Source organism: Brevibacillus ruminantium (genome assembly GCF_023746555.1).
GTDB lineage: Bacteria > Bacillota > Bacilli > Brevibacillales > Brevibacillaceae > Brevibacillus > Brevibacillus ruminantium.
Window position 1 is genome coordinate 1,836,043 of record NZ_CP098755.1, and the last position, 19,014, is coordinate 1,855,056.

General features: G+C 46.9%; 21 protein-coding genes. 10 read left to right on the plus strand and 11 right to left on the minus strand.

What is annotated here, in order from left to right:
* The first annotated feature begins 11 nt into the window (after nt 1-11).
* A complete protein-coding gene (locus tag NDK47_RS08935; protein WP_251874478.1) occupies nt 12-902 on the plus strand; it encodes a fumarylacetoacetate hydrolase family protein in 891 nt (296 codons plus the stop codon).
* A gap of 296 nt (nt 903-1,198) precedes the next feature.
* On the opposite strand, the gene NDK47_RS08940 is transcribed toward NDK47_RS08935, so the two are convergent.
* From NDK47_RS08940 to NDK47_RS08980, 9 genes are all read right to left on the minus strand, one after another.
* Nucleotides 1,199-1,552 (minus strand): YkvA family protein, encoded by a 354-nt coding sequence (locus NDK47_RS08940; RefSeq protein WP_251874479.1) that lies wholly within the window; start codon nt 1,550-1,552, stop codon nt 1,199-1,201.
* The gene (locus NDK47_RS08945) at nt 1,549-1,740 is read right to left on the minus strand and encodes a DUF6199 family natural product biosynthesis protein (protein ID WP_251874480.1); all 192 of its coding nucleotides are present in this window, start codon (nt 1,738-1,740) and stop codon (nt 1,549-1,551) included. Before NDK47_RS08945 ends, NDK47_RS08940 begins: the two co-directional genes overlap by 4 nt.
* Nucleotides 1,741-1,988: 248 nt before the next feature.
* A complete protein-coding gene (locus tag NDK47_RS08950; protein ID WP_251874481.1) occupies nt 1,989-2,339 on the minus strand; it encodes a hypothetical protein in 351 nt (116 codons plus the stop codon).
* Between the two features lie 267 nt (nt 2,340-2,606).
* Nucleotides 2,607-3,134 carry a cysteine hydrolase family protein gene (locus NDK47_RS08955; protein ID WP_251874482.1) on the minus strand — a complete coding sequence of 176 codons (528 nt, stop codon included), beginning with the start codon at nt 3,132-3,134 and terminating at the stop codon, nt 2,607-2,609.
* A gap of 276 nt (nt 3,135-3,410) precedes the next feature.
* A complete protein-coding gene (locus tag NDK47_RS08960) occupies nt 3,411-3,935 on the minus strand; it encodes a GNAT family N-acetyltransferase (RefSeq protein WP_251874483.1) in 525 nt (174 codons plus the stop codon).
* A 45-nt stretch (nt 3,936-3,980) separates the two neighbouring features.
* On the minus strand, nt 3,981-4,607 hold the full coding sequence (locus NDK47_RS08965; RefSeq protein WP_251874484.1) for a LysE family translocator: 627 nt from the start codon (nt 4,605-4,607) through the stop codon (nt 3,981-3,983).
* Nucleotides 4,608-4,873: 266 nt separating this feature from the next.
* Complete coding sequence (gene tnpB / locus NDK47_RS08970; protein WP_251874485.1) at nt 4,874-5,992, minus strand: IS200/IS605 family element RNA-guided endonuclease TnpB; 1,119 nt, start codon at nt 5,990-5,992, stop codon at nt 4,874-4,876.
* Nucleotides 5,993-6,447: 455 nt separating this feature from the next.
* Nucleotides 6,448-7,146 carry a 5'-methylthioadenosine/adenosylhomocysteine nucleosidase gene (locus tag NDK47_RS08975; protein ID WP_251874486.1) on the minus strand — a complete coding sequence of 233 codons (699 nt, stop codon included), beginning with the start codon at nt 7,144-7,146 and terminating at the stop codon, nt 6,448-6,450.
* 120 nt (nt 7,147-7,266) lie between these two features.
* Complete coding sequence (locus NDK47_RS08980) at nt 7,267-8,148, minus strand: LysR family transcriptional regulator (RefSeq protein WP_251874487.1); 882 nt, start codon at nt 8,146-8,148, stop codon at nt 7,267-7,269.
* Between the two features lie 121 nt (nt 8,149-8,269).
* On the opposite strand from NDK47_RS08980, the gene hutG reads away from it, so the two are divergent.
* From hutG to NDK47_RS08995, 3 genes are all read left to right on the plus strand, one after another.
* On the plus strand, nt 8,270-9,256 hold the full coding sequence (gene hutG / locus NDK47_RS08985; RefSeq protein ID WP_251874488.1) for a formimidoylglutamase: 987 nt from the start codon (nt 8,270-8,272) through the stop codon (nt 9,254-9,256).
* Nucleotides 9,240-10,427: a sodium/glutamate symporter gene (gltS, locus tag NDK47_RS08990; protein WP_251874489.1), complete on the plus strand. Its 1,188-nt coding sequence runs from the start codon at nt 9,240-9,242 to the stop codon at nt 10,425-10,427. Before hutG ends, gltS begins: the two co-directional genes overlap by 17 nt.
* Before the next feature lie 127 nt (nt 10,428-10,554).
* Nucleotides 10,555-10,722, plus strand: coding sequence for a hypothetical protein (locus NDK47_RS08995; protein ID WP_251874490.1), 168 nt, complete (start codon nt 10,555-10,557; stop codon nt 10,720-10,722).
* Between the two features lie 60 nt (nt 10,723-10,782).
* On the opposite strand, the gene NDK47_RS09000 is transcribed toward NDK47_RS08995, so the two are convergent.
* Together NDK47_RS09000 and NDK47_RS09005 are read right to left on the minus strand one after the other, a co-directional pair.
* Nucleotides 10,783-11,589 carry a DUF2935 domain-containing protein gene (locus NDK47_RS09000; RefSeq protein ID WP_251876067.1) on the minus strand — a complete coding sequence of 269 codons (807 nt, stop codon included), beginning with the start codon at nt 11,587-11,589 and terminating at the stop codon, nt 10,783-10,785.
* A gap of 99 nt (nt 11,590-11,688) precedes the next feature.
* A complete protein-coding gene (locus NDK47_RS09005; protein WP_251874491.1) occupies nt 11,689-12,375 on the minus strand; it encodes a hypothetical protein in 687 nt (228 codons plus the stop codon).
* Between the two features lie 204 nt (nt 12,376-12,579).
* On the opposite strand from NDK47_RS09005, the gene NDK47_RS09010 reads away from it, so the two are divergent.
* The 6 genes from NDK47_RS09010 to NDK47_RS09035 all read left to right on the plus strand — a co-directional run bounded on the left by NDK47_RS09010 (nt 12,580) and on the right by NDK47_RS09035 (nt 18,982).
* Nucleotides 12,580-13,386, plus strand: coding sequence for a phospholipase D family nuclease (locus NDK47_RS09010; protein WP_251874492.1), 807 nt, complete (start codon nt 12,580-12,582; stop codon nt 13,384-13,386).
* A 172-nt stretch (nt 13,387-13,558) separates the two neighbouring features.
* Nucleotides 13,559-14,971 (plus strand): D-alanyl-D-alanine carboxypeptidase/D-alanyl-D-alanine endopeptidase, encoded by a 1,413-nt coding sequence (dacB, locus tag NDK47_RS09015; RefSeq protein WP_251874493.1) that lies wholly within the window; start codon nt 13,559-13,561, stop codon nt 14,969-14,971.
* Nucleotides 14,972-15,077: 106 nt separating this feature from the next.
* On the plus strand, nt 15,078-16,004 hold the full coding sequence (locus NDK47_RS09020; RefSeq protein WP_251874494.1) for an ABC transporter permease: 927 nt from the start codon (nt 15,078-15,080) through the stop codon (nt 16,002-16,004).
* Between the two features lie 8 nt (nt 16,005-16,012).
* Nucleotides 16,013-16,990: an ABC transporter permease gene (locus NDK47_RS09025; protein ID WP_251874495.1), complete on the plus strand. Its 978-nt coding sequence runs from the start codon at nt 16,013-16,015 to the stop codon at nt 16,988-16,990.
* Between the two features lie 12 nt (nt 16,991-17,002).
* Nucleotides 17,003-17,992 (plus strand): ABC transporter ATP-binding protein, encoded by a 990-nt coding sequence (locus NDK47_RS09030; RefSeq protein ID WP_251874496.1) that lies wholly within the window; start codon nt 17,003-17,005, stop codon nt 17,990-17,992.
* Nucleotides 17,993-17,998: 6 nt separating this feature from the next.
* On the plus strand, nt 17,999-18,982 hold the full coding sequence (locus NDK47_RS09035; RefSeq protein WP_251874497.1) for an ABC transporter ATP-binding protein: 984 nt from the start codon (nt 17,999-18,001) through the stop codon (nt 18,980-18,982).
* Nucleotides 18,983-19,014 lie beyond the last annotated feature (32 nt).

Sequence of the window (19,014 nt, forward strand, 5' to 3'; positions counted from 1 at the left end):
AGGAATCGTACATGATAACCGTCGCGTTTCGAAAAGAAAACGGGCTCGCGCTGGGAGTGAAAACGGAAAAAGGCATCCTCGATGTGCAAGCGGCAGTGGAGCAGCACCCGGAATGGAGCGGCGTGCCTGTCAGCGTCTCGGATTTGATTTCAGGAGGAGAAGAAAGCAAACAGGCATTGTCCAGACTGGCTGACGCCGTTTACCACGAAGACGGCTTTTTCCACCAGGAAAACGGGTTGTCATTTGGTCCTTGTGTGCCTGAACCTTCCAAGATTATTTGCGTCGGCCTCAACTATAAAAAGCATGCCGACGAGTGCAACATGGCGCATCCCACCTCGCCGATTCTGTTCAGCAAGTTCAGCAACGCGCTTGCCGGACACGGCGAAGCCGTGCCGCTGCCACCAGCTTCCGAACAAGTCGACTACGAGGCGGAGCTGGCGATTGTGATCGGCAAGCAGGCGAGCCGGGTCACGCGGGAAGAAGCGTTATCGGTTGTGTACGGATATTGCAACGCCAACGATGTATCCGCCCGGGACCTGCAGTTTGCTACTTCGCAGTGGCTGCTCGGCAAAACGTGCGACAAGTTTTGCCCAATCGGACCGTATCTCGTCAGCGCCGATGAAGTGGGAGACCCGGACAATCTGCGCATCCGCGCATTCGTCAACGGAGAAATGCGCCAGAACTCCAGCACGTCGGACATGATCTTCCCTTGCCAGGAAATCATCAGCTACATCTCCCACCACATGACGCTGTATCCGGGAGACGTGATTTTGACAGGAACGCCGGAGGGAGTCATTACCGGATACCCGGTTGAAAAGCGGGTGTGGCTGAAAGAGGGAGACGAGGTGACCGTCGAAATCGAAAAGCTGGGACGATTAACCAATACGTTCGTGCGTTATTGAGTGATGACATAACCGATAAACCGAACTCATTAAGGTGAGATGAACCAAAACACCTTCAAGAAAATGTAACCATGTCATTAAGATGTGGGGACAACTTTGGAGGTGTTTTTTTTATTTCAACGAAAATAGCTTCCCGAATAAAGTGATGTTAAATCCTGTCCAGAAAAATTCCAATCAGATTTTATTTTTATCTACGAGAATCATTCCCACGATATTAGTGATAAATTCAAAAACATAGAATAGAGCATAAAAAATATATTCCAAGGTACCGTACCTCCACTGTTTATTAATAAGTACTACGAAAGGGAGAGAAAAAAGTTCCAGGAATGTGACGTTTTGGGTTCCAAGGTCAGAACTGCTCGTGTTGATAAAATCAATTCTTGTGCTTTGGCCCGGCAATCTCGTAACACTTCTTTCGGAATGTACTTCAATGCCAACCAAATCCCAAGAGGAACGAGAATAATATCGTCTAAATATCCCAGTATCGGGATAAAGTCAGGGATCAAATCGATTGGACTAAAGGCATATGCAACCACGCAAATTGCAAAAAGCTTCGCATACCAAGCCACCCGATGATCTTTGTATGCGAAATAAAGTACAAATGCATCCCGTTTTAATAATCGGGCTTTATCTTTAAAAACTATCGTCAAGTCAAAAGCTCTCGTATAAATCCAATCATCAACACAAAAAACAACACAGCAGAAACAATGCGAATCATATCAATGTGAAATTCTGAAGGCTCAGGATCTCCACTATACCAAAGAGCCAGGGGCTTGAAGAACATAAAAGCCAAGAGTGCTAGCAAGAATAGATAAAAAATAAAATCAGCGATTGACAAAAAAGTCCCCTCCATGATCTGTATAGTACGGCTTCGTTGGGGAGTGGTTCCACAGTCCGCAGTCCACCGGACCATCGATCCAAACAGCCGATTGGTGAATGAAGAAAACGAGAACAATAGCCAGCTAATGTTTTAGCAGAAGGGGATTGGCTGCTAATAAAGCAGGGAGGGGATTGTGCTGCAAACGGCTGATTTTACCGCTGACGGCGCATGAACGCTGATGGCCAAAAAACGCCAAAAAGAGCTGTCTATTCTTCCATGGGGTTTAGTGGGGAAATCATGATATAGTCATAGAGAATCCGGTTCTTTTGGTCCGTGTTGCTAAACATGAAGGAATACTTCTCTAACTTGTAGATGATTTGATGATACGTTTTACTATCCGCATAGGGGGCATCTCCAAAAATAGCAAAGATTTGTTCCTTTGTTAACGGTTCAAAGAAAGCTTGAATGACGAGAAGATATTCCCCGCGGGTGCCTCCTTCTTTGGTTATATACATAAGGAAATATCGATACCCGTCTCTGTCGAAATAGCTGATATTATGTTTGGGTTTGATGATCTCTTCATCCTTGAGGGAAAATTTCGTCTGGAGTTCTTCCAATTCCGAAAACAACTCGTTGAACGAGGTTCATTTCATCGCCCCTTTTTGTAATGGAGATGCTCCAAAAAGGAAGTGTATGGGTTATTTTACCATATTGAGCCTCAGTGAGTTAATAAAATATTTTGCTGGTGGATGATATGGATGTAATGATTAGGTACCCCATATGAAAAGCACTTTGTTAAAATGTATGGGGTGGGTTCATGGCATATGAGCAAACCGCTAAAAGTAAAAGGTACCCTCCAAACGAAAGCAAGGGTACCGTACCACCTATTCAAATATGCGATCAGAACTCTTTACCGCAATATGATTGCTCGCGGTACCAAAAACGCTAAGTAGAGCATTATGATGGGCAATAATTTGTTCAGCTTTGAGCACCGAATTATTAAATGTTGAATGACAATCACTCACCAGAGTAACATCATATCCTAATGAAATGGCTCTCCGGCTCGTTGTATCGATACAATACTCTGTTTGCCAGCCTACGATGACCAGATGATTGATTTGTCTGAACTCAAGCTCGTTCTGTAATGTTGTATCGAGAAAGGAATCACAAGCGAATTTGCGAATGACAGGCTCATGCGCAAAGGGGGTGATAGCGGAATGGATCTGCCAGGTTGGCGTCCCGATCTCAAACTCACCTTCATTTTCACAATGCTGAATGTAAATGACGGGGATCTGTAAATCACGGGCGCGGGTTATTAATTTCTGAATACGCTCCAGTACCGCATGGCCTTGATAAGTCTGCTCGATAAGGCATACCTGGGCATCAACAACCAGTAGTGCAGTATTCCTCATAGAAAAACCGCCTTCCTCTTTATATAGAAATGCCTTGCCTACACCAAATATCTGGATACAATCCCTATCTTTCAAGTGAAAAATGCCAATATAGACGATTTACAGGATTACCAAGTCTGATCTAAATGGTTACGGTAATAGCGGATAGCCCGGCTATACGCCTGAATATGCTGACAAGTTGATGTTTCAAAAGGCAAGTCTAATGCAGCGCAGAAAAATGTAGAACAAAATCAGTTGGAAGAAAGAACTGCAGCAATAGTCCGGGAAATCCACCCATTATCTTTCCAGCGAATAAAAACAGTCGCTCACCATCTTGCCATTGATCTGCGTGTTATCAGGAACGATCTTATCCAGATGCATTCCGGCCTTCTCTAGTACCCGGCGTGACGCCGCATGCTCTTCGGAACAAATCGCAGTAAATGTTTCGAACCCAAAAGCTTCCGTGGCAAAATCGATGACGAGTTTGATTGCTTCGGTAGCGTAGCCTTTGCCTTTGTATGCTTCGAGCAAGATAAAGCCTATTTCCGCTGTCAGTTTTTCTCGGTTGCGGGTACAGATGCTTATTAAGCCAGCAGCGTTGCCGGAGGCAGTCTCGCGGATGATCCAGGTTAGCCAATGGGTGGATGCAAGGCTCCAGGGAGCGAGCTCCTTTTCAAAGTTAGTCCGGATTTCTTCCTCTTGCATCGGCGCTCCAATGTGTTTCATAAGTTCCGGATCGGAATAGATGGAACGGATTAGTTCCCAATCATCTAATGCCAGTTTCGTGAGAGTCAGCCGGGTGCTATGGATCGGACTATTCATGTTATTCTCCTTTGTAGGGGCCGAGTGAAGTAAACTGAGCGATCATCATCGACTCTGGAAGGCTACCTTTAATCCGAGCCCGATATAGATTGCACCCACGATCTTGCCGGACCAACGGTTAAGCCACGAAATTCGCTTTACCAGACGTCCCAGATAGCGGACGCTAATGGCAATAAAAGAAGTATAAAGCACGCTGAGAACCACAAAAATCAGGCCAAGAATCAAAAACTGGAAAAATGTCGCCCCGTGTTCCTGATGGACGAATTGTGGCAGAAACGCTAAGAAGAAAAGAGCGGTTTTCGGGTTGAGAATCTCAACCAGGACGGCTTGACTATAGGTGCGCAAAGGTGTCAACTGGGCAACGTTTGGCAGTTCGGGGTCCGTGGGTTTTTCCAAAATCGCCCGGATTCCGAGGTAAAGCAGGTAAGCAGCTCCTGCATACTTGACGATATTGAAGGCGAGTGCAGATGTCATCAAGATGGCGGAAAGTCCTGCTGCTGCAAATAACGTATGGACAAAATCTCCGGTTGCGATGCCAAGACCCGCCATAATACCCGCCCTTCGACCGCCCTGGACGGTACGGGCTACTGTAAGAAGAACAGCCGGACCCGGTATCAAAAACAAACCGAGTACTATTAAGACGAAAGCACTTAAAGTAGAAAGTGTGAACATCCTGCTCCCCCCATTTGATTTTTCGTCATTGTAGCAGGATACTCCGTATCTGGTAAATACATATATTTGTAGGAAAAAACACTACTTCTTGTTCCAGGTAAGCAGGATAAACAGGAGCCCTAAAATAAGGGCAAATAATTGAACTTCCCTCGAATTGAACGCTCCCACCACTTAGCTTTTACTCGCGTTCGCTTGAAGTGGGGGATTCTTGGGTAATGACTTCTACCGAAGCCAAATGTACCAAGCGATCCCTGTGCGACCCACAGTTAAGTTAGGATGATCCCTAACAATCGAAGTCCTTCTTGCTCAATATTCTTACTTGCATTAATATCGCGATCATGGACGGTTCCACACGATGGACATTCCCATTCACGTAGATTGAGATTCTTTACCTCTTTATGTCGATATCCACAAGAGGAATGGGAACATAGCTGACTGGATGGGAACCGTTTGTCTACGATGCTGATGATTCTACCGTACCATTTCGCCTTGTATTCAACCATGGTACGAAAAGCAGCCCATGATGCATCTGCGATTGTTTTTGCCAGCTTGTGATTTTTGGCCATGTTTTCCACCTGCAAGTCCTCCATACAGATCACTTGGTTTTCGCGAATCAGTCTGGCAGAGAGCTTGTGGAGAAAGTCGTTGCGTGTGTTGGATATTTTTTCATGTAAGTGAGCAACTTTGATCCGTGCTTTTTCCCGGTTTTTCCCTCCTTTCTTTCTACGAGAAAGGATTCGTTGCCATCTGGCTAGTTGCTTCTCATACTTTCGATCGTTCTTTGGATTCGCTATTTTTTCTCCAGTGGAAAGCGTAGCAAAATCCTTGATCCCAAGATCAACGCCTACCGTTTGTTCTCCTTGTTCGAATGGTTTGATGGCCACTTCACAGAGAATGGAAACAAAGTACTTCCCGGATGGTTTGCGTCTGATAGTAGCAGACAAGATCCGTCCCTCTATTTCTCTTGACTTGACACATTTCACAAGTCCCAGTTTCGGAAGTTTCACATGATGACCGACCATTCCTATATTTCCATTGGTGTACTTCGTTGTGTAGGATTGCACAAGATTCTTCTTACTTTTGAATCTGGGCCGATCATTTTGTCCCTTGAAAAACCGCGCGAAGCTGTCTCCCAAATTCTTTACAGTCGTTTGAATGGCAATGGAATCTGCTTCTTTTAGCCATCCATACATGGTTTTGAGAGCCGGAAGTTGTGAGGAGCAACGACGATACGTTAGTCCTTTCCCTGTTTCCTGATACGATTGATTCCACTTGTCGAGGAAATGATTGAACACAAACCGGCAGCATCCAATCGTTTTGTTGATGAGCGTGGCCTGTTCTGGTGTTGGATATAGACGGAATTGAAACGCTTTGTATTGTTCCATGGAGTTTCACCCCCTTTAAGAACACTTGTTCTTAGTCTAGTTTACCATGTAATTCCAAAGAAGTCGACCATTCATCTCCCACTTATAGAAGGTAGGAGTCTTCTGGTCAAATAATGATAAATTTTAACACCCAGAAAGATGCAGCAACGGTAGCCAAGGTCAGATGGTTGATCATTTCATTTCTTTCCCACTTATGACGATTCAAAAAAACATGAAGATATCCGAGCGGAGGTGTAAGTAAGCATAGAATAAATACGAACTTGGAGTTTAAATACCATTTTTTCAAAAATACCACCTCACCGATCTCACCGAATTTCCTGGAAAAACCTGTTGCTAGTAGTACGGATGAGAACGAAGAAAATTACATTCTCCTCAGGAACGAGCCTTTTCGTAATTGCCGTTCGAAAGAGGGAAGAAGTTTTGTTAAAGAAAAAGCCAGGCACAAGTATGCCTGGTTACGTTCTTGTATGGGACGGTTCCGTTTCAAGCAGATCCAACAGGAGGGTCGCAGCTCTTTGAGAAGCCAGGCCAATGTTCTGTTGAAAGCTCTTCTGTCCTGCTCTGCCTGGATGATCAGAGATAGAGCGAATGATGAGAAAAGGTACCTTCGCCATCGAGCATACATGTCCAATGGACGCCGCTTCCATTTCCGCTGCAACTGCATGCGGAAATCTGTTTGTAATCGAGCGAACCGTTTCTTCGTCATCAAAATAGTGATCGCCGGATACGATCAAACCGACATGAATAGGGTGAGCTGCGAGTTGATGTGCCTTTTGTACAAGCCGTGAGTCAGTCTGAAAGCCAGCAGGCATTTGGGGAACCTGTCCATGTTCATATCCGAACAGCGTTACATTTACATCATGATGACGAACTTCACTGGCCAAAACGATGTCCCCTACCTGAATCTCATCAGCAAACGCGCCAGCCACGCCTACATTTATGACACAGTCAGGCGTAAAATGATTGATTAATAGTGAAGTTCCCACAGCAGCATTTACTTTTCCAATCCCGCTTTCCACAAGCACAATGCCAATGTTATTCCACTCTCCGATTTCAAATGTCAGACCAAACCATGACTTTTTTTCTGTAACACAGCATTTCGTTCTCAAAAATTCCAGCTCTTCACCCATTGCGCCGATAATCCCAACTCTCATAGATCGTTGTCCCTCCACATTTCGTTATAGACCCAATGTAGGGTCTCACGTAACGGGAAGGTCAAGAAACATAAACCTTTTTCGTGATGCCTCAGACAAGACCGTCCGTCCATCACTTGTTCAAGCAAAGTTCCGCCTGATATCCTCCAAAAAGGTTTGAACGGCCGGGGCCAAATAACGATGTTTCATATAGGTTAAATAAATAGTCCTTTCCAATGCAGGAGAATCAATCGGCTTCCGCACAATCGAGGCATCCGTTGGTTCAGATACATAATTTTCGGGGATAATGGTAATTCCCAGATTTTCTCTTACCAAAGTTAGAGCAGTTTCAAAGCGCTCGATTTCAAATTTGATATGAGGGACCACTTGTTCGAGGGAAAAGGCTGTTAAAATGTCTTCTCTTGTCTGAAAGCCCTCCGTACTAATGATAAATGGTTCTCTGACCAGCTCTCGCAAATGAACGGTTTCCTGCTTGGCCAGAGGGTGATCCCTGTGCAGCACCAGAACCAACCTCTCATCGTATAAAGGAACCGATTCGATATCCTCTTCATCGATTGACTGATTTGTAATCAGCAGATGCGTATGATACTTCCGTAGTGACTCCTTCACATCATTTCCACTCAATACTTCGATCAGCTTGATATTGAGAGACGGAAATCGCTTCTGATACTCACGGATAACTTTGGGTATCCAATGCTTTACGGACTCAATGATGCCGATAATGAGCTCGCCGCTGCCGGTCAGTTTCACTTCTTCCATTTCTTTTTTGAGCATGTTCATTTGGGAGAGGAGATGGACTGATTTTTTGTATAAAATTTTACCAGCGTCGGTCAGTTCCATTTTTCTCGTATTTCTCTCAAGCAGAGGAGAGCCGACTTCCTGTTCCAAATTTTTAATCGCGTTGCTTAGCGATGGCTGCGAGATATGCAGTTTTTGAGCGGCTTTGGAGTAGCTTAGCTGATCGGAAACCGTCACAAAATAAAATAATTGCTTTATGTCCAAAGTAATTACCACCCTTATTTATAACTTCAAACTATAAATTTATTTAAATTATATATTAGAAATAATAAGTCTGTCATTATATAATCAAAAAACAAAAAGCACTTCAGAAGGTTCAGAAAGGGTGATTCGTTTGCCAATAAATGTTTCAGCGGATATTTGGACCGGCCGGATCGATCATACGGAACGAAGGAGCAGCTTTCGTTACCATCAAATTGTGGAACTGATGGACCTGGAAAAATTGCTGACTGCTCAAAAAAATACCTGTGCCATTATCGGGTTTGAATGTGACGAAGGAGTCAGGCGCAATCAGGGCCGCGTAGGTGCAGCGAAAGCGCCGAACGCAATTCGGCAAGCGCTTTCAAGTCTTCCGTGGAAACGGGCGGAGGGGGATCATCTTGTCGATGTAGGGAATGTTCGCTGTCAAAACGAAATGCTTGAAGAGGCCCAGGTGGAGCTGGGGGAGGCTGTATCTGCTCTTCTGTCCAAATCCGCGAAGCCGATTATTTTGGGCGGCGGACATGAAACGCTGTATGGACATTATCTGGGTGTTCGAAAACATATCGGAAAAGATGCTTCCCTGGGAATCATCAATATTGACGCTCATTTCGATTTGCGTTCCTATGAACAGCAGCCTTCATCCGGCACGATGTTTCGGCAAATCCTGGAGAACGATCCGAATAGCCATTACTTTGTTCTGGGAATACAGCGCTTTGGAAATACGCAAGAATTGTTTGACAAAGCAGACGAACTGGGTGTCCGGTACGTGTATGAAGAGGATATGACGGGTGAACGGATGCATGGTATTCTTTCCGCCCTAAATGAATTTATCGAAAACCACGATCATGTCATGCTCACACTTTGTACCGATGTGTTAAATGCGGCATTTGCCCCGGGCGTCAGTGCGCCATCACCGTTTGGCTTGACACCCATGGTTGTCAGAACCCTGATCCGCACCGTTGCCGCTCAAAAGAAAACGCTTTCCTTTGATATTTGTGAAGTCAATCCAGTCTTGGACGAAAACGGAAGAACAGCAAAACTAGGTGCTTATTTGACAAACGAGGCTATCATGGCATTCTTAGGGGGAGACAGCATTGACGTTAGCACTTAATCAAGTAAACACGATTTTTCTTGCAGTAGCACTTCTCGTACTGGGAACTTTTTTGGTAAAAAAAGCGGGGTTTCTGCAAAAGTTTTGCATCCCGGCGCCCGTCGTTGGCGGGTTATTGTTTGCCATCGTGGCAACAGCGCTGAAAGCGACGGGAATTCTGGAAATTACTTTGGACACTTCCCTGCAAAGCCTGTTCATGCTGACGTTCTTTACGACAGTAGGGCTGGGAGCCAGCTTTAAACTGATTAAATTAGGCGGGAAGCTGCTTGTCATTTACTGGATCGCCTGCGGTTTTCTGGCGTTGGCACAAAACGTGATCGGTGTTTCTTTGGCTTCGTTGTTCGGCATTCACCCGCTGATCGGGATGATGGCTGGTGCCGTTTCCATGGAAGGCGGTCACGGAGCGGCTGGCGCATTTGGACAAACCCTCGAAAGTATGGGAATTCAGTCAGCGCTGGCCATCGGGATCGCCGCAGCTACCTTTGGTCTTGTAGCAGGGGGACTGGTTGGCGGACCGACGGTAAAATATCTGGTGACGAAATACAACCTCAAACCGACGGAAACCGAAGAAACCACAGCGACTGTAGAAGAAAACGTGCAACCGATTACGACCAACACCTTCTTTATCCAAGTCCTTCTTATCACCTTCTGTATGGCGTTAGGAACCTATTTGGGAGAGCTGTTCTCGACAGCAACAGGCTTTGTTCTGCCTGGCTACGTAGGAGCCATGTTTGTGGCTGTGATTGTGCGTAACATCGTTGACAGATTTAAACCGGAAGCGATTGACATGAAAAGCATCAACCTCATCGGTGATGTCACACTGGGCATCTTCCTGTCTATGGCACTTATGAGTATTAAATTATGGGAAGTAGCGGATCTTGCGCTTCCAATGCTGGTTATCGTATTTGTACAAGTCGTCTTTATCGTTCTGTTTGGTGCGCTTGTATTGTTCCGACTGCTCGGCAAAAACTATGACGCCGCCGTGATGGTAGCTGGTTTTACGGGCCACGGCCTTGGCGCTACACCTAACGCCATGGCAAACATGGCGGCAGTTACTGCCCGTTTTGGGCCGTCGCGCAAGGCGTATCTGGTTGTACCCATTGTAGGCGCCTTCCTGATTGATGTGTTCGGCATGCCGATCATTATTACGACGATCAATTTGTTTAAATAAAAGCGAAAAAGGCATCCCTTCAAGCCGGAAATCAACTGGCTGAAGGGATGTTTTTGTTCAAGAGTCAGGGAGATTGCACGTGGATTTCCGAAGATGGTGGGAATAATACCCACAGGAGGTGAGCTTGATGCCGTTCGGAAATGAAGAGAAAAGCAAGCAACTGGAAATGGGGCACGACGGGAGTAATATGCATGGCTATTCCATTTCCAAAAAAACACATACCTTGGCCGAGACAGCAAGTGCCGGGACGGTTGAACCGGAGAAGCAAGGGGAGAAGGTAAATGAATTAGACTAAACAAAGATAGAGTAGGGAAAAAAGAGTGCATCCTTTTCATAGCAGATGCACTCTCTTTCTTTACTCAATCCTCGGCCTCGTCGGATAACAGTCAGGCGATTTCACATCCGAAACCTCGGAAAGCTTCATCAAATAGTAACATTCTTCCCGGGACATATGGTCGGCCATGAGCGGGGACAACACCCCTAACAACTCATTCTCCAATCGCAGCTCCTCGATTTCATGAAGAAAGACCTGGAACAGTTCAATCTCCATTTCTGCCTGATGATTGAAGCGGTGCAGCGCCGGGAAGCTTTCCAAATTCGTCCGGAGGTATCCGGACAGTTCAACCGCTTTTAGATAAAAATGTTGAAATTGCTTGGTAAACTGATTGCTTTTTTTCTGGTAGTCATGTTCTACCATGTCAAGGTTCGAAGTGATCGTGGCCGCATGACCGACAGCATCCGATAACCACAGCAGATGATGATGAAGAGGATGAAAACAGGGAATTTCGTTCATAGACAGAATCCCATCTAAGATTCGTTGATATTCTTCCAATTCGTTTACCATGTGGTTTAAAAAAGTGGGGGGCAGGCTGATGGATATTTTACCGATCAGATGGCGCTCCAGGAGATGAAGTTTGAATGTCCGCAGGCTTTCCGTCAAGCTGCTTGCCTGCTGCGTAAGCGTGTGAGTGTCCTCGACAGAAAGATTCATACGCGCATGATCAAGCAAACGGTCAAAAGAGTGGATAAAGTGGTTTGCTTGCTCGATCTCCATAACCTCTTTGGGAGCAAGTGATTGTTGAATAAACCGGGCGTGATCACCGAGAATTTGCAGCCAAAATCTATGTTCAAACAAAATAGCCTCTCGTGAATCGTGAGTCATCTTCATCTCATTCCCTCCCTTATATCACTTTCAAAATATGTGCGATTGCCCAGAAGTGTGTATGAGGGATTCGATTCGACCACGCGTCGCTAAAGTGAGTCATTTCTCCCGAAAACTCATAGGTTCCCCGGACCACTCCGTTTCAAGTACCCGTTCAAACGCATTACCTTTCCATTCATAAACGCGTTTCATGTATTTTCCGACTGAATTATCATAGAAAACGGTTTGAAAGGAAGCGGGACCAGTCTTCGCAAATAAGACCGAATAGTCTCGCTCGGAACTGATGATGTCTCGGTCAGATTTGATCGGAAGCTCTTTGATTTTGTCGTCCTGGATGGTAAACAACCGATAATGGTAAAGGTTGCTGGAAGCATACTGCCCAATAGCAAAATCGGGATGCCCATCATGGTTATAATCCGCAAACTGAATGGAAAAGGGACGTTGAAACAATAGCTCATCAAATGCTTCATTCAATCGGGCGGTTGCAATGATCTGCTGATGCTGATCCAGCAATTGGAGCTCAAATGTTCCTGTCCACTGGGGACCGGTAAACGGGCCGGGTTCCTGTTCCACTGTATATTTCCCATCGATCATGGCCAGGAGCATGCGCTTGGCTTTGGAATGATCGGACGGAGAATCGAGCAACGTGTCAGCTAGGATTGCAGGTTGCTGACCGGCTTCAAACTGTTTACCGATCAGCGTAGGAGTGGCTGCGATATTCCAATCATTCGTTGCAGCATGCAGCAAGGCAGTCAAAATCATTGTGCAGATTTGCACTCGTATCATTCCATGTTCCTCCAGCGAAATAGGTGTTTCTCGATATGACGCGAGGAGAAACAAATTGGTTTCATGTCGTCACTTGTCTTAATATGTTTGCAAGTTCCACTATTCCTTTTATATAATGAGAACGAACGTTCGAGATAGGTGTTCAGTGTGAGCGGAATGAAAGGGTACTACAAAAAAAGAGTGAACAGCAGGAAAGGTGTTTGTATGAGAAACCAGAAAAACATGTGGCAGCTCGTGACATTGCTCCTCTACATGATTATGGGCATGGCCATCATGACAGCATGCACGAGTAAGACGACAGACAGCAAAATTGAGTGGGCGTTTACGAAAGCCGATCAGCACCCGGAGGCTCTGCTGATCAATACGATCAACTCAGCCCAAACATCACTGGATATCGCGATTTACAGCTTGACACATCCAGACATTGTACAAGCCATCAAGGATGCAAAGGCACGTGGCGTCGCTGTCCGTGTGATTACAGACAAACAACAGTCCGGTGGACAATCGCAAACAGAGGCATTGAAGATTTTAGGGAGCGCGGGGATCCCTACAAAAATAAATACGCACAGCGGACTGCAGCATCTAAAAGTGACGATTGCAGACAAGAAAGTAGCGACGACCGGCTCCTTCAATTACTCAAAGGCAGCGAGTACCGTAAACGACGAAGTACTGGTTGTACTTTATGATGAAAACGTAGCAAAGGCGTTCTCTGAGCAATTCGAACGGATGTGGAAGGACACGAAAGGATTTGAAGCAATCGAATACCGAATCGCCCAACCAGCGAAGGTCGCCAATGCAACAGCCTCCGCCGAGCAACCAACTGGAGAAAAAAACACTCCCGCGCCGACCGATACAGCTGCCTGTGAAAAGCCCCTGATTAAAGGAAATGTGAATAGTAAAATCTATCACGTTCCTGGCGGTCAGGCTTATGACAAGACCACGGCAAATGTAGAAATGTTCTGCACAGAAGAGGAGGCGCAGGCTGCGGGGTACCGGAAGTCACAAAAATAATGGAGTTCCCCGCCTCGATGTCAACCGGGGCGGGGTATGAAAATGTCTTATAACCACTATGACAGATTTTTATTGGCGATGAGATTTATAAAAAAGTACAATTACTCTACAAATGATCAGAAAAATCAGATAAAATAAACACTTACATATACTGTGTGAGGGGATGGTTCGCATGTCCAACAGTCTCAACAATGCCTGGGATCATTTGCATAGGATCATCTCGGAGGTCGAACAGACAGGTGCCTCGATCGGCGTCTTGGTCAAATCGCTCGATCGTGCTGTTGATCAATCGATCCTGTTTTCCCATGATGCGGACAGATTATTTACGCCTGCTTCCAATACGAAGATTTTGACGGTTTTGACCGCACTGCTTCAAATGGGAGGAGAGTTTCGTTATCAAACAGAGATTTCCTACACCGGAGATTTTCGTGATGGCGTATTGATCGGAGATTTGTACATAAAGGGACTCGGAGATCCGTCGCTCCATACAGGCCCTCCGCTTCAAGCACATGAAGGCGTTTCGATAGAGCAAATGGTGCAGGCAATAAAACAAGAGGGCTTGAGGGAAATCTGCGGCAACATCGTGGCAGATGCTTCTTACTTTGATGACCAGCGCTTTGGAGTCAGCTGGGCGTGGGATTATGAATCAGAGTACTATAGTGCACAGATCAGCGCACTTTCCCTGAATCGAGGGACGGTGCATGTGGAGTCTCGTCCCGGAGACAATGTCGGAGATGATGTGCAGATTCAAATCTCGCCTGAGACAAGCTACGTCCAGATTGTTTCCCAAGCAAAAACGGTGTCGGCCGAAGAAGCGAATACCATTCACATTCGCAGAAAACGTGAAGCGAATGTCATCTATGTTACCGGAAATTTACCCATGACGGTAACGGACAGTCAGTTTATCACCGTAAATGATCCAGCTATGTATGCAGGTACCGTTTTGAAAGAAACCATGATCAATGCGGGAATCGCGTTTGTGGAGGGAAGCAAAGTCGTGGCTGGCAGCGCCCCGAAAGAGGCGAAAAAGCTGGCATCCTGTGAATCAGCTCCTCTGAAGGAAATCGTGAAGCATTTGAATAAGGTAAGCGATAATCAATATGCGGAGATGCTGCTCAAGACGATGGGCGCACTCTTGAAGGGAGAAGGCAGTGCAACGGCTGGCATCCAGGTCGTTCGTGAAACGCTGGAGGAGTTGGGCGTGACCGGTCTGTATGTATTACAGGATGGCTCGGGGTTAAGTCCAGACAACCTGGTATCCCCAAGGCAGCTTGTGCAGGTGCTGGAGTCGATGATGACGCAAGCGGAGTACGAAAACCTGCTTCTGTCGTTTCCGATCGGCGGAGTAGATGGCACCTTGGAGTCCCGTATGAAAGAAGAACCGCTCTTTCGCAGGGTGCGGGCCAAAACAGGTTCGCTGAACGCGGTCAGCAGTATCTCCGGATATATGACGTTGCTATCAGGGGAAAACGTCATTTTCTCCATCATGGGCAATCACTATCCGGGTGATAACGATTACCTGAAGGAGCAGGAGGATAAGATCCTGCTCGCCCTTGCTGAGATATCTGACCAAAATACGAAATGATGGAATGTGGGTGTAAGGGCCCACAATAATCCCTCTATTTAACTGAAAATTTAGAAAAGGTTTACCACTTTATCTCGCTATTGTTCAAAAGGAAAGGAGTGAAAGTATGGGGCGTTACATTGTTAAGCGGATCATCGCCGGACTAATCACGATGTTTGTTTTGACGACTGTCACCTTTTTCTTGATGCATGCGATACCTGGAGGCCCTTTCAGCCCTGCCGAAGAACGAAAAACGCCCAAGGCTGTTCTGGAGAAGATCGAAGCGAAATACGGGTTGAACGATCCGCTTCCCGTTCAATATGTGAACTATTTAAAAAATCTGGCTCAAGGCGATTTTGGCATTTCCTTTAAACAAACGAATGTAACGGTCAATGAATTGATCAAGCAAGGGTTCCCGGTTTCTGCCAAGGTCGGAATGATTGCCATTATCATAGCCTTGCTGGTCGGCATACCCCTGGGAATTACCTCTGCCATCAAAAGAGGGAAATGGGCAGACTGGCTGGCGATGATTATAGCGACGGTAGGGATATCGATCCCCAACTTTGTCTTGTCCGTCCTCATGTTATTCCTGTTTGCGGTCGTGCTGAAGGTTTTGCCTACTTTTGGCTTGTCGACCTGGAAGCACTACATTCTTCCGGTGGCAGGACTCTCTTTTAGCCCGATCGCTTACATCGCCAGGCTGATGAGGTCCAGTATGCTGGAAGTGATGAGAAACGACTATATCCGTACAGCGCGGGCCAAAGGTGTCCACGAATGGCAGGTCATCTGCAAGCATGCCTTGAAAAACGCCATTATTCCGATTGTTACCTACCTGGGTCCACTGGTTGCCGTCCTGTTGACTGGCAGCTTTGTAATCGAACGGATTTTTTCCATTCCCGGGATCGGCAGAGATTTCGTGACGGGGATTAGCGACAGAGACTACTCGGTGATTTTGGGAATGACGGTCTTTTTTGGAGCATTCATCGTCGTAGCCAATCTCATCGTCGATATCCTCTATGCCGTGATCGATCGCCGAGTAAAAATGGATGAGTAGGTGACGAGATGATCCATTCCATTTCTGAAAAAGAAAGCAATGAGGGCAAATTTTCTCTGAAAAACATACATGAGCTTCCGGATGAGCTGTTCACAAAACTGGATGGGGACGACAGGCAAAAAAATGAAGAAGGAAAGCGCCCGAGCAAATCATACTGGCAGGATGCGTGGTCCCGCTTTAAAAAAGACCGTTTGGCGATGATCGGGCTATGCTTTTTGATCATCATGACAACAGCAGCCATTTTTGGGCCAATATTTTCAGAATATACATACGAGAGGCAAAACCTGGCAAACGGGAATCAACCGCCGTCCGCTGAACACTGGTTTGGGACCGACAAATTTGGCCGGGATATTTTCATACGGACGTTGTATGGCGCGAGAATCAGTTTGCTGATCGGTTTTGTGGCCGCCTCCATCAACATGGTGATTGGCATTATTTATGGGGGTGTATCCGGCTACTTTGGCGGCAGAGTCGACATGGTACTGATGCGGATCGTGGATATCATGATCGGTGTTCCCGACCTGCTTTACATCATTCTCGTCATGATGTTTTTAGGCAACAGCATACAAAGCATTCTGATCGCCCTGTGTATCACATCCTGGATCGGTACGGCACGCATCGTCCGCTCACAGGTGGTCACGCTGAAGCATCAGGAATACGCGCTGGCTGCTCGCTCCATCGGTTCCTCCAATCTGCGTATTCTGTTTAAACACCTGATACCAAACAGTATCGGTCCCATTATCGTGACGGTGACCTTCCTCGTTCCTTCCGCGATCTTTTCCGAAGCGTTTCTCAGCTTTCTCGGCATCGGCATTCAGGTGCCGATTGCCAGTTGGGGTACGCTCGTAAACGACGCCATTCCTACCCTGTTTACTCAACCTTATCAAATGCTGTTTCCCGCCCTGGCGATCAGCTTCACGATGTTTGCGCTGAACTTTATTGGCGACGGGCTTCGGGATGCGCTTGATCCACGTCTCAAGAAATAAAGGAGGAAGCCTGTGAAACTGCTGCAAATTGAAAATTTAAGAACGACCTTTCAGATTGAAGCGGGGCAAGTACAAGCTGTTCGCGGGATATCCTTTCATGTGAATAAAGGAGAGTCCGTCGGGATTGTCGGAGAGTCCGGATCGGGAAAAAGCGTGTCCATGCTGTCAATCATGCGCTTGTTGCCGGAAAACGCCAAAATTGAAGCGGAGCGCCTGACGTTTGATGGTATGGAAGTGATGGAGATGGATCACAAACAGATGCGAAGGCTGCATGGAAATGATATCGGGATGATTTTTCAAGACCCCATGACTTCGCTCAATCCCCTGTTTACCATTGGGGACCAGATCATGGAGCCGATTCGCATCCACCTGAAGCTGTCCAAGCAGGAAGCGAGGAAAAAGGCCATCGAAGTGCTGAGAATGGTGGAAATCCCCAGCCCAGAGAGCCGTCTCCATCAATATCCGCATGAATTTTCCGGCGGGATGAGACAGCGAGTGATGATTGCGATCGCGATTTCCTGCAATCCCAAGCTGTTGATTGCCGATGAGCCAACGACGGCTCTGGACGTGACGATTCAAGCACAGATCCTCGATCTGATGAGAGATTTGAAAAAGAAGAGCAATACCTCGATTGTGCTGATCACGCATGATTTGGGTGTGGTAGCCAGTATGTGTTCCCGCCTGATGGTTATGTACGGAGGCGAGATTGTCGAGGAGGGCACGACCCGGGAGGTCTTTTACAGTCCCCAGCATCCCTACACATGGGGCTTGATTCGCTCGATGCCTAAAGTGTCGGAGGGGGAGAAGAAAAAGCTGATTCCCATACCGGGCAGCCCGCCTGATCTGTTGTCGCCGCCGAAGGGTTGTGCATTTGCCGCGCGCTGTGAGCATGCCATGAAGATTTGTGTCCAGTTTTCACCTCCGCCGGTGTCTTTGAGCGACAGCCATCGGGTAGCTTGCTGGTTGATGCACCCGAAAGCCGCAAAAGTAGAAAGGAGGTGAGGGCGCATGGGGAATCAGCACGAGAATCTGGTCGAAGTGAGAAGTCTGAAGAAATACTTTGATGTAAAGAAGGGGCTGTTTCGACGTAGCGATCGCCTGCTCAAGGCTGTCGACGATATCAGCTTTTCCATCAAAAAGGGAGAAACGCTCGGCCTCGTCGGAGAATCGGGGTGCGGAAAGACGACGGCTGGCCGTACGCTGTTGAAGCTGTATGAGCCTACCTCCGGTCAGATATTGTTTCAGGGCAGGCCGATTGAAACATTGAAGCATAAAGAAATGCTGCCGATTCGCAAGAAAATGCAGATGATTTTCCAGGACCCATACGCTTCCCTTGATCCACGCATGACCGTGGGAGAAATCATCGGCGATCCTCTGGATGTACATAACATTTGCAAAGGGAAGGAACGGGAGGATCGGATCAAGGAATTGATTGAACTGGTCGGGTTGAAACGGGATCACATCAATCGCTACCCCCATGAATTCTCTGGCGGACAGAGGCAGCGGATCGGGATTGCCCGGGCTCTGGCCGTAGAGCCTGAATTTATCGTCTGTGACGAGCCCATCTCGGCACTGGATGTTTCGATTCAGGCACAGGTGGTCAATATGCTGGAAGATTTGCAAGAGAGATTCGGACTCACTTACCTGTTTATCTCCCATGACCTGTCGATGGTCCGGCACATTTCCCATCAGGTGGGCGTGATGTATCTCGGCAGCTTGGTAGAAATCGCCGAGGCCAACGAATTGTACACCAATATGCAGCATCCGTACACAAAAGCGCTGCTCTCCGCACTGCCGATTCCCGACCCGGATTTGGCCGAGAAAAGTGAAAGGATTCAGCTCAAAGGAGATGTGCCAAGCCCACTCGACCCGCCGCCGGGATGCGCCTTTCAAACGCGATGTGCCCATGCCGTCGCTATTTGCAGAGAAATAAAGCCGGAACTAAAGGAGATTGGAGCGGGACACCAGGTAGCTTGCCATATCGTTACCTGAGACCAAACGGGCCTGGGATGATCATCCATGAT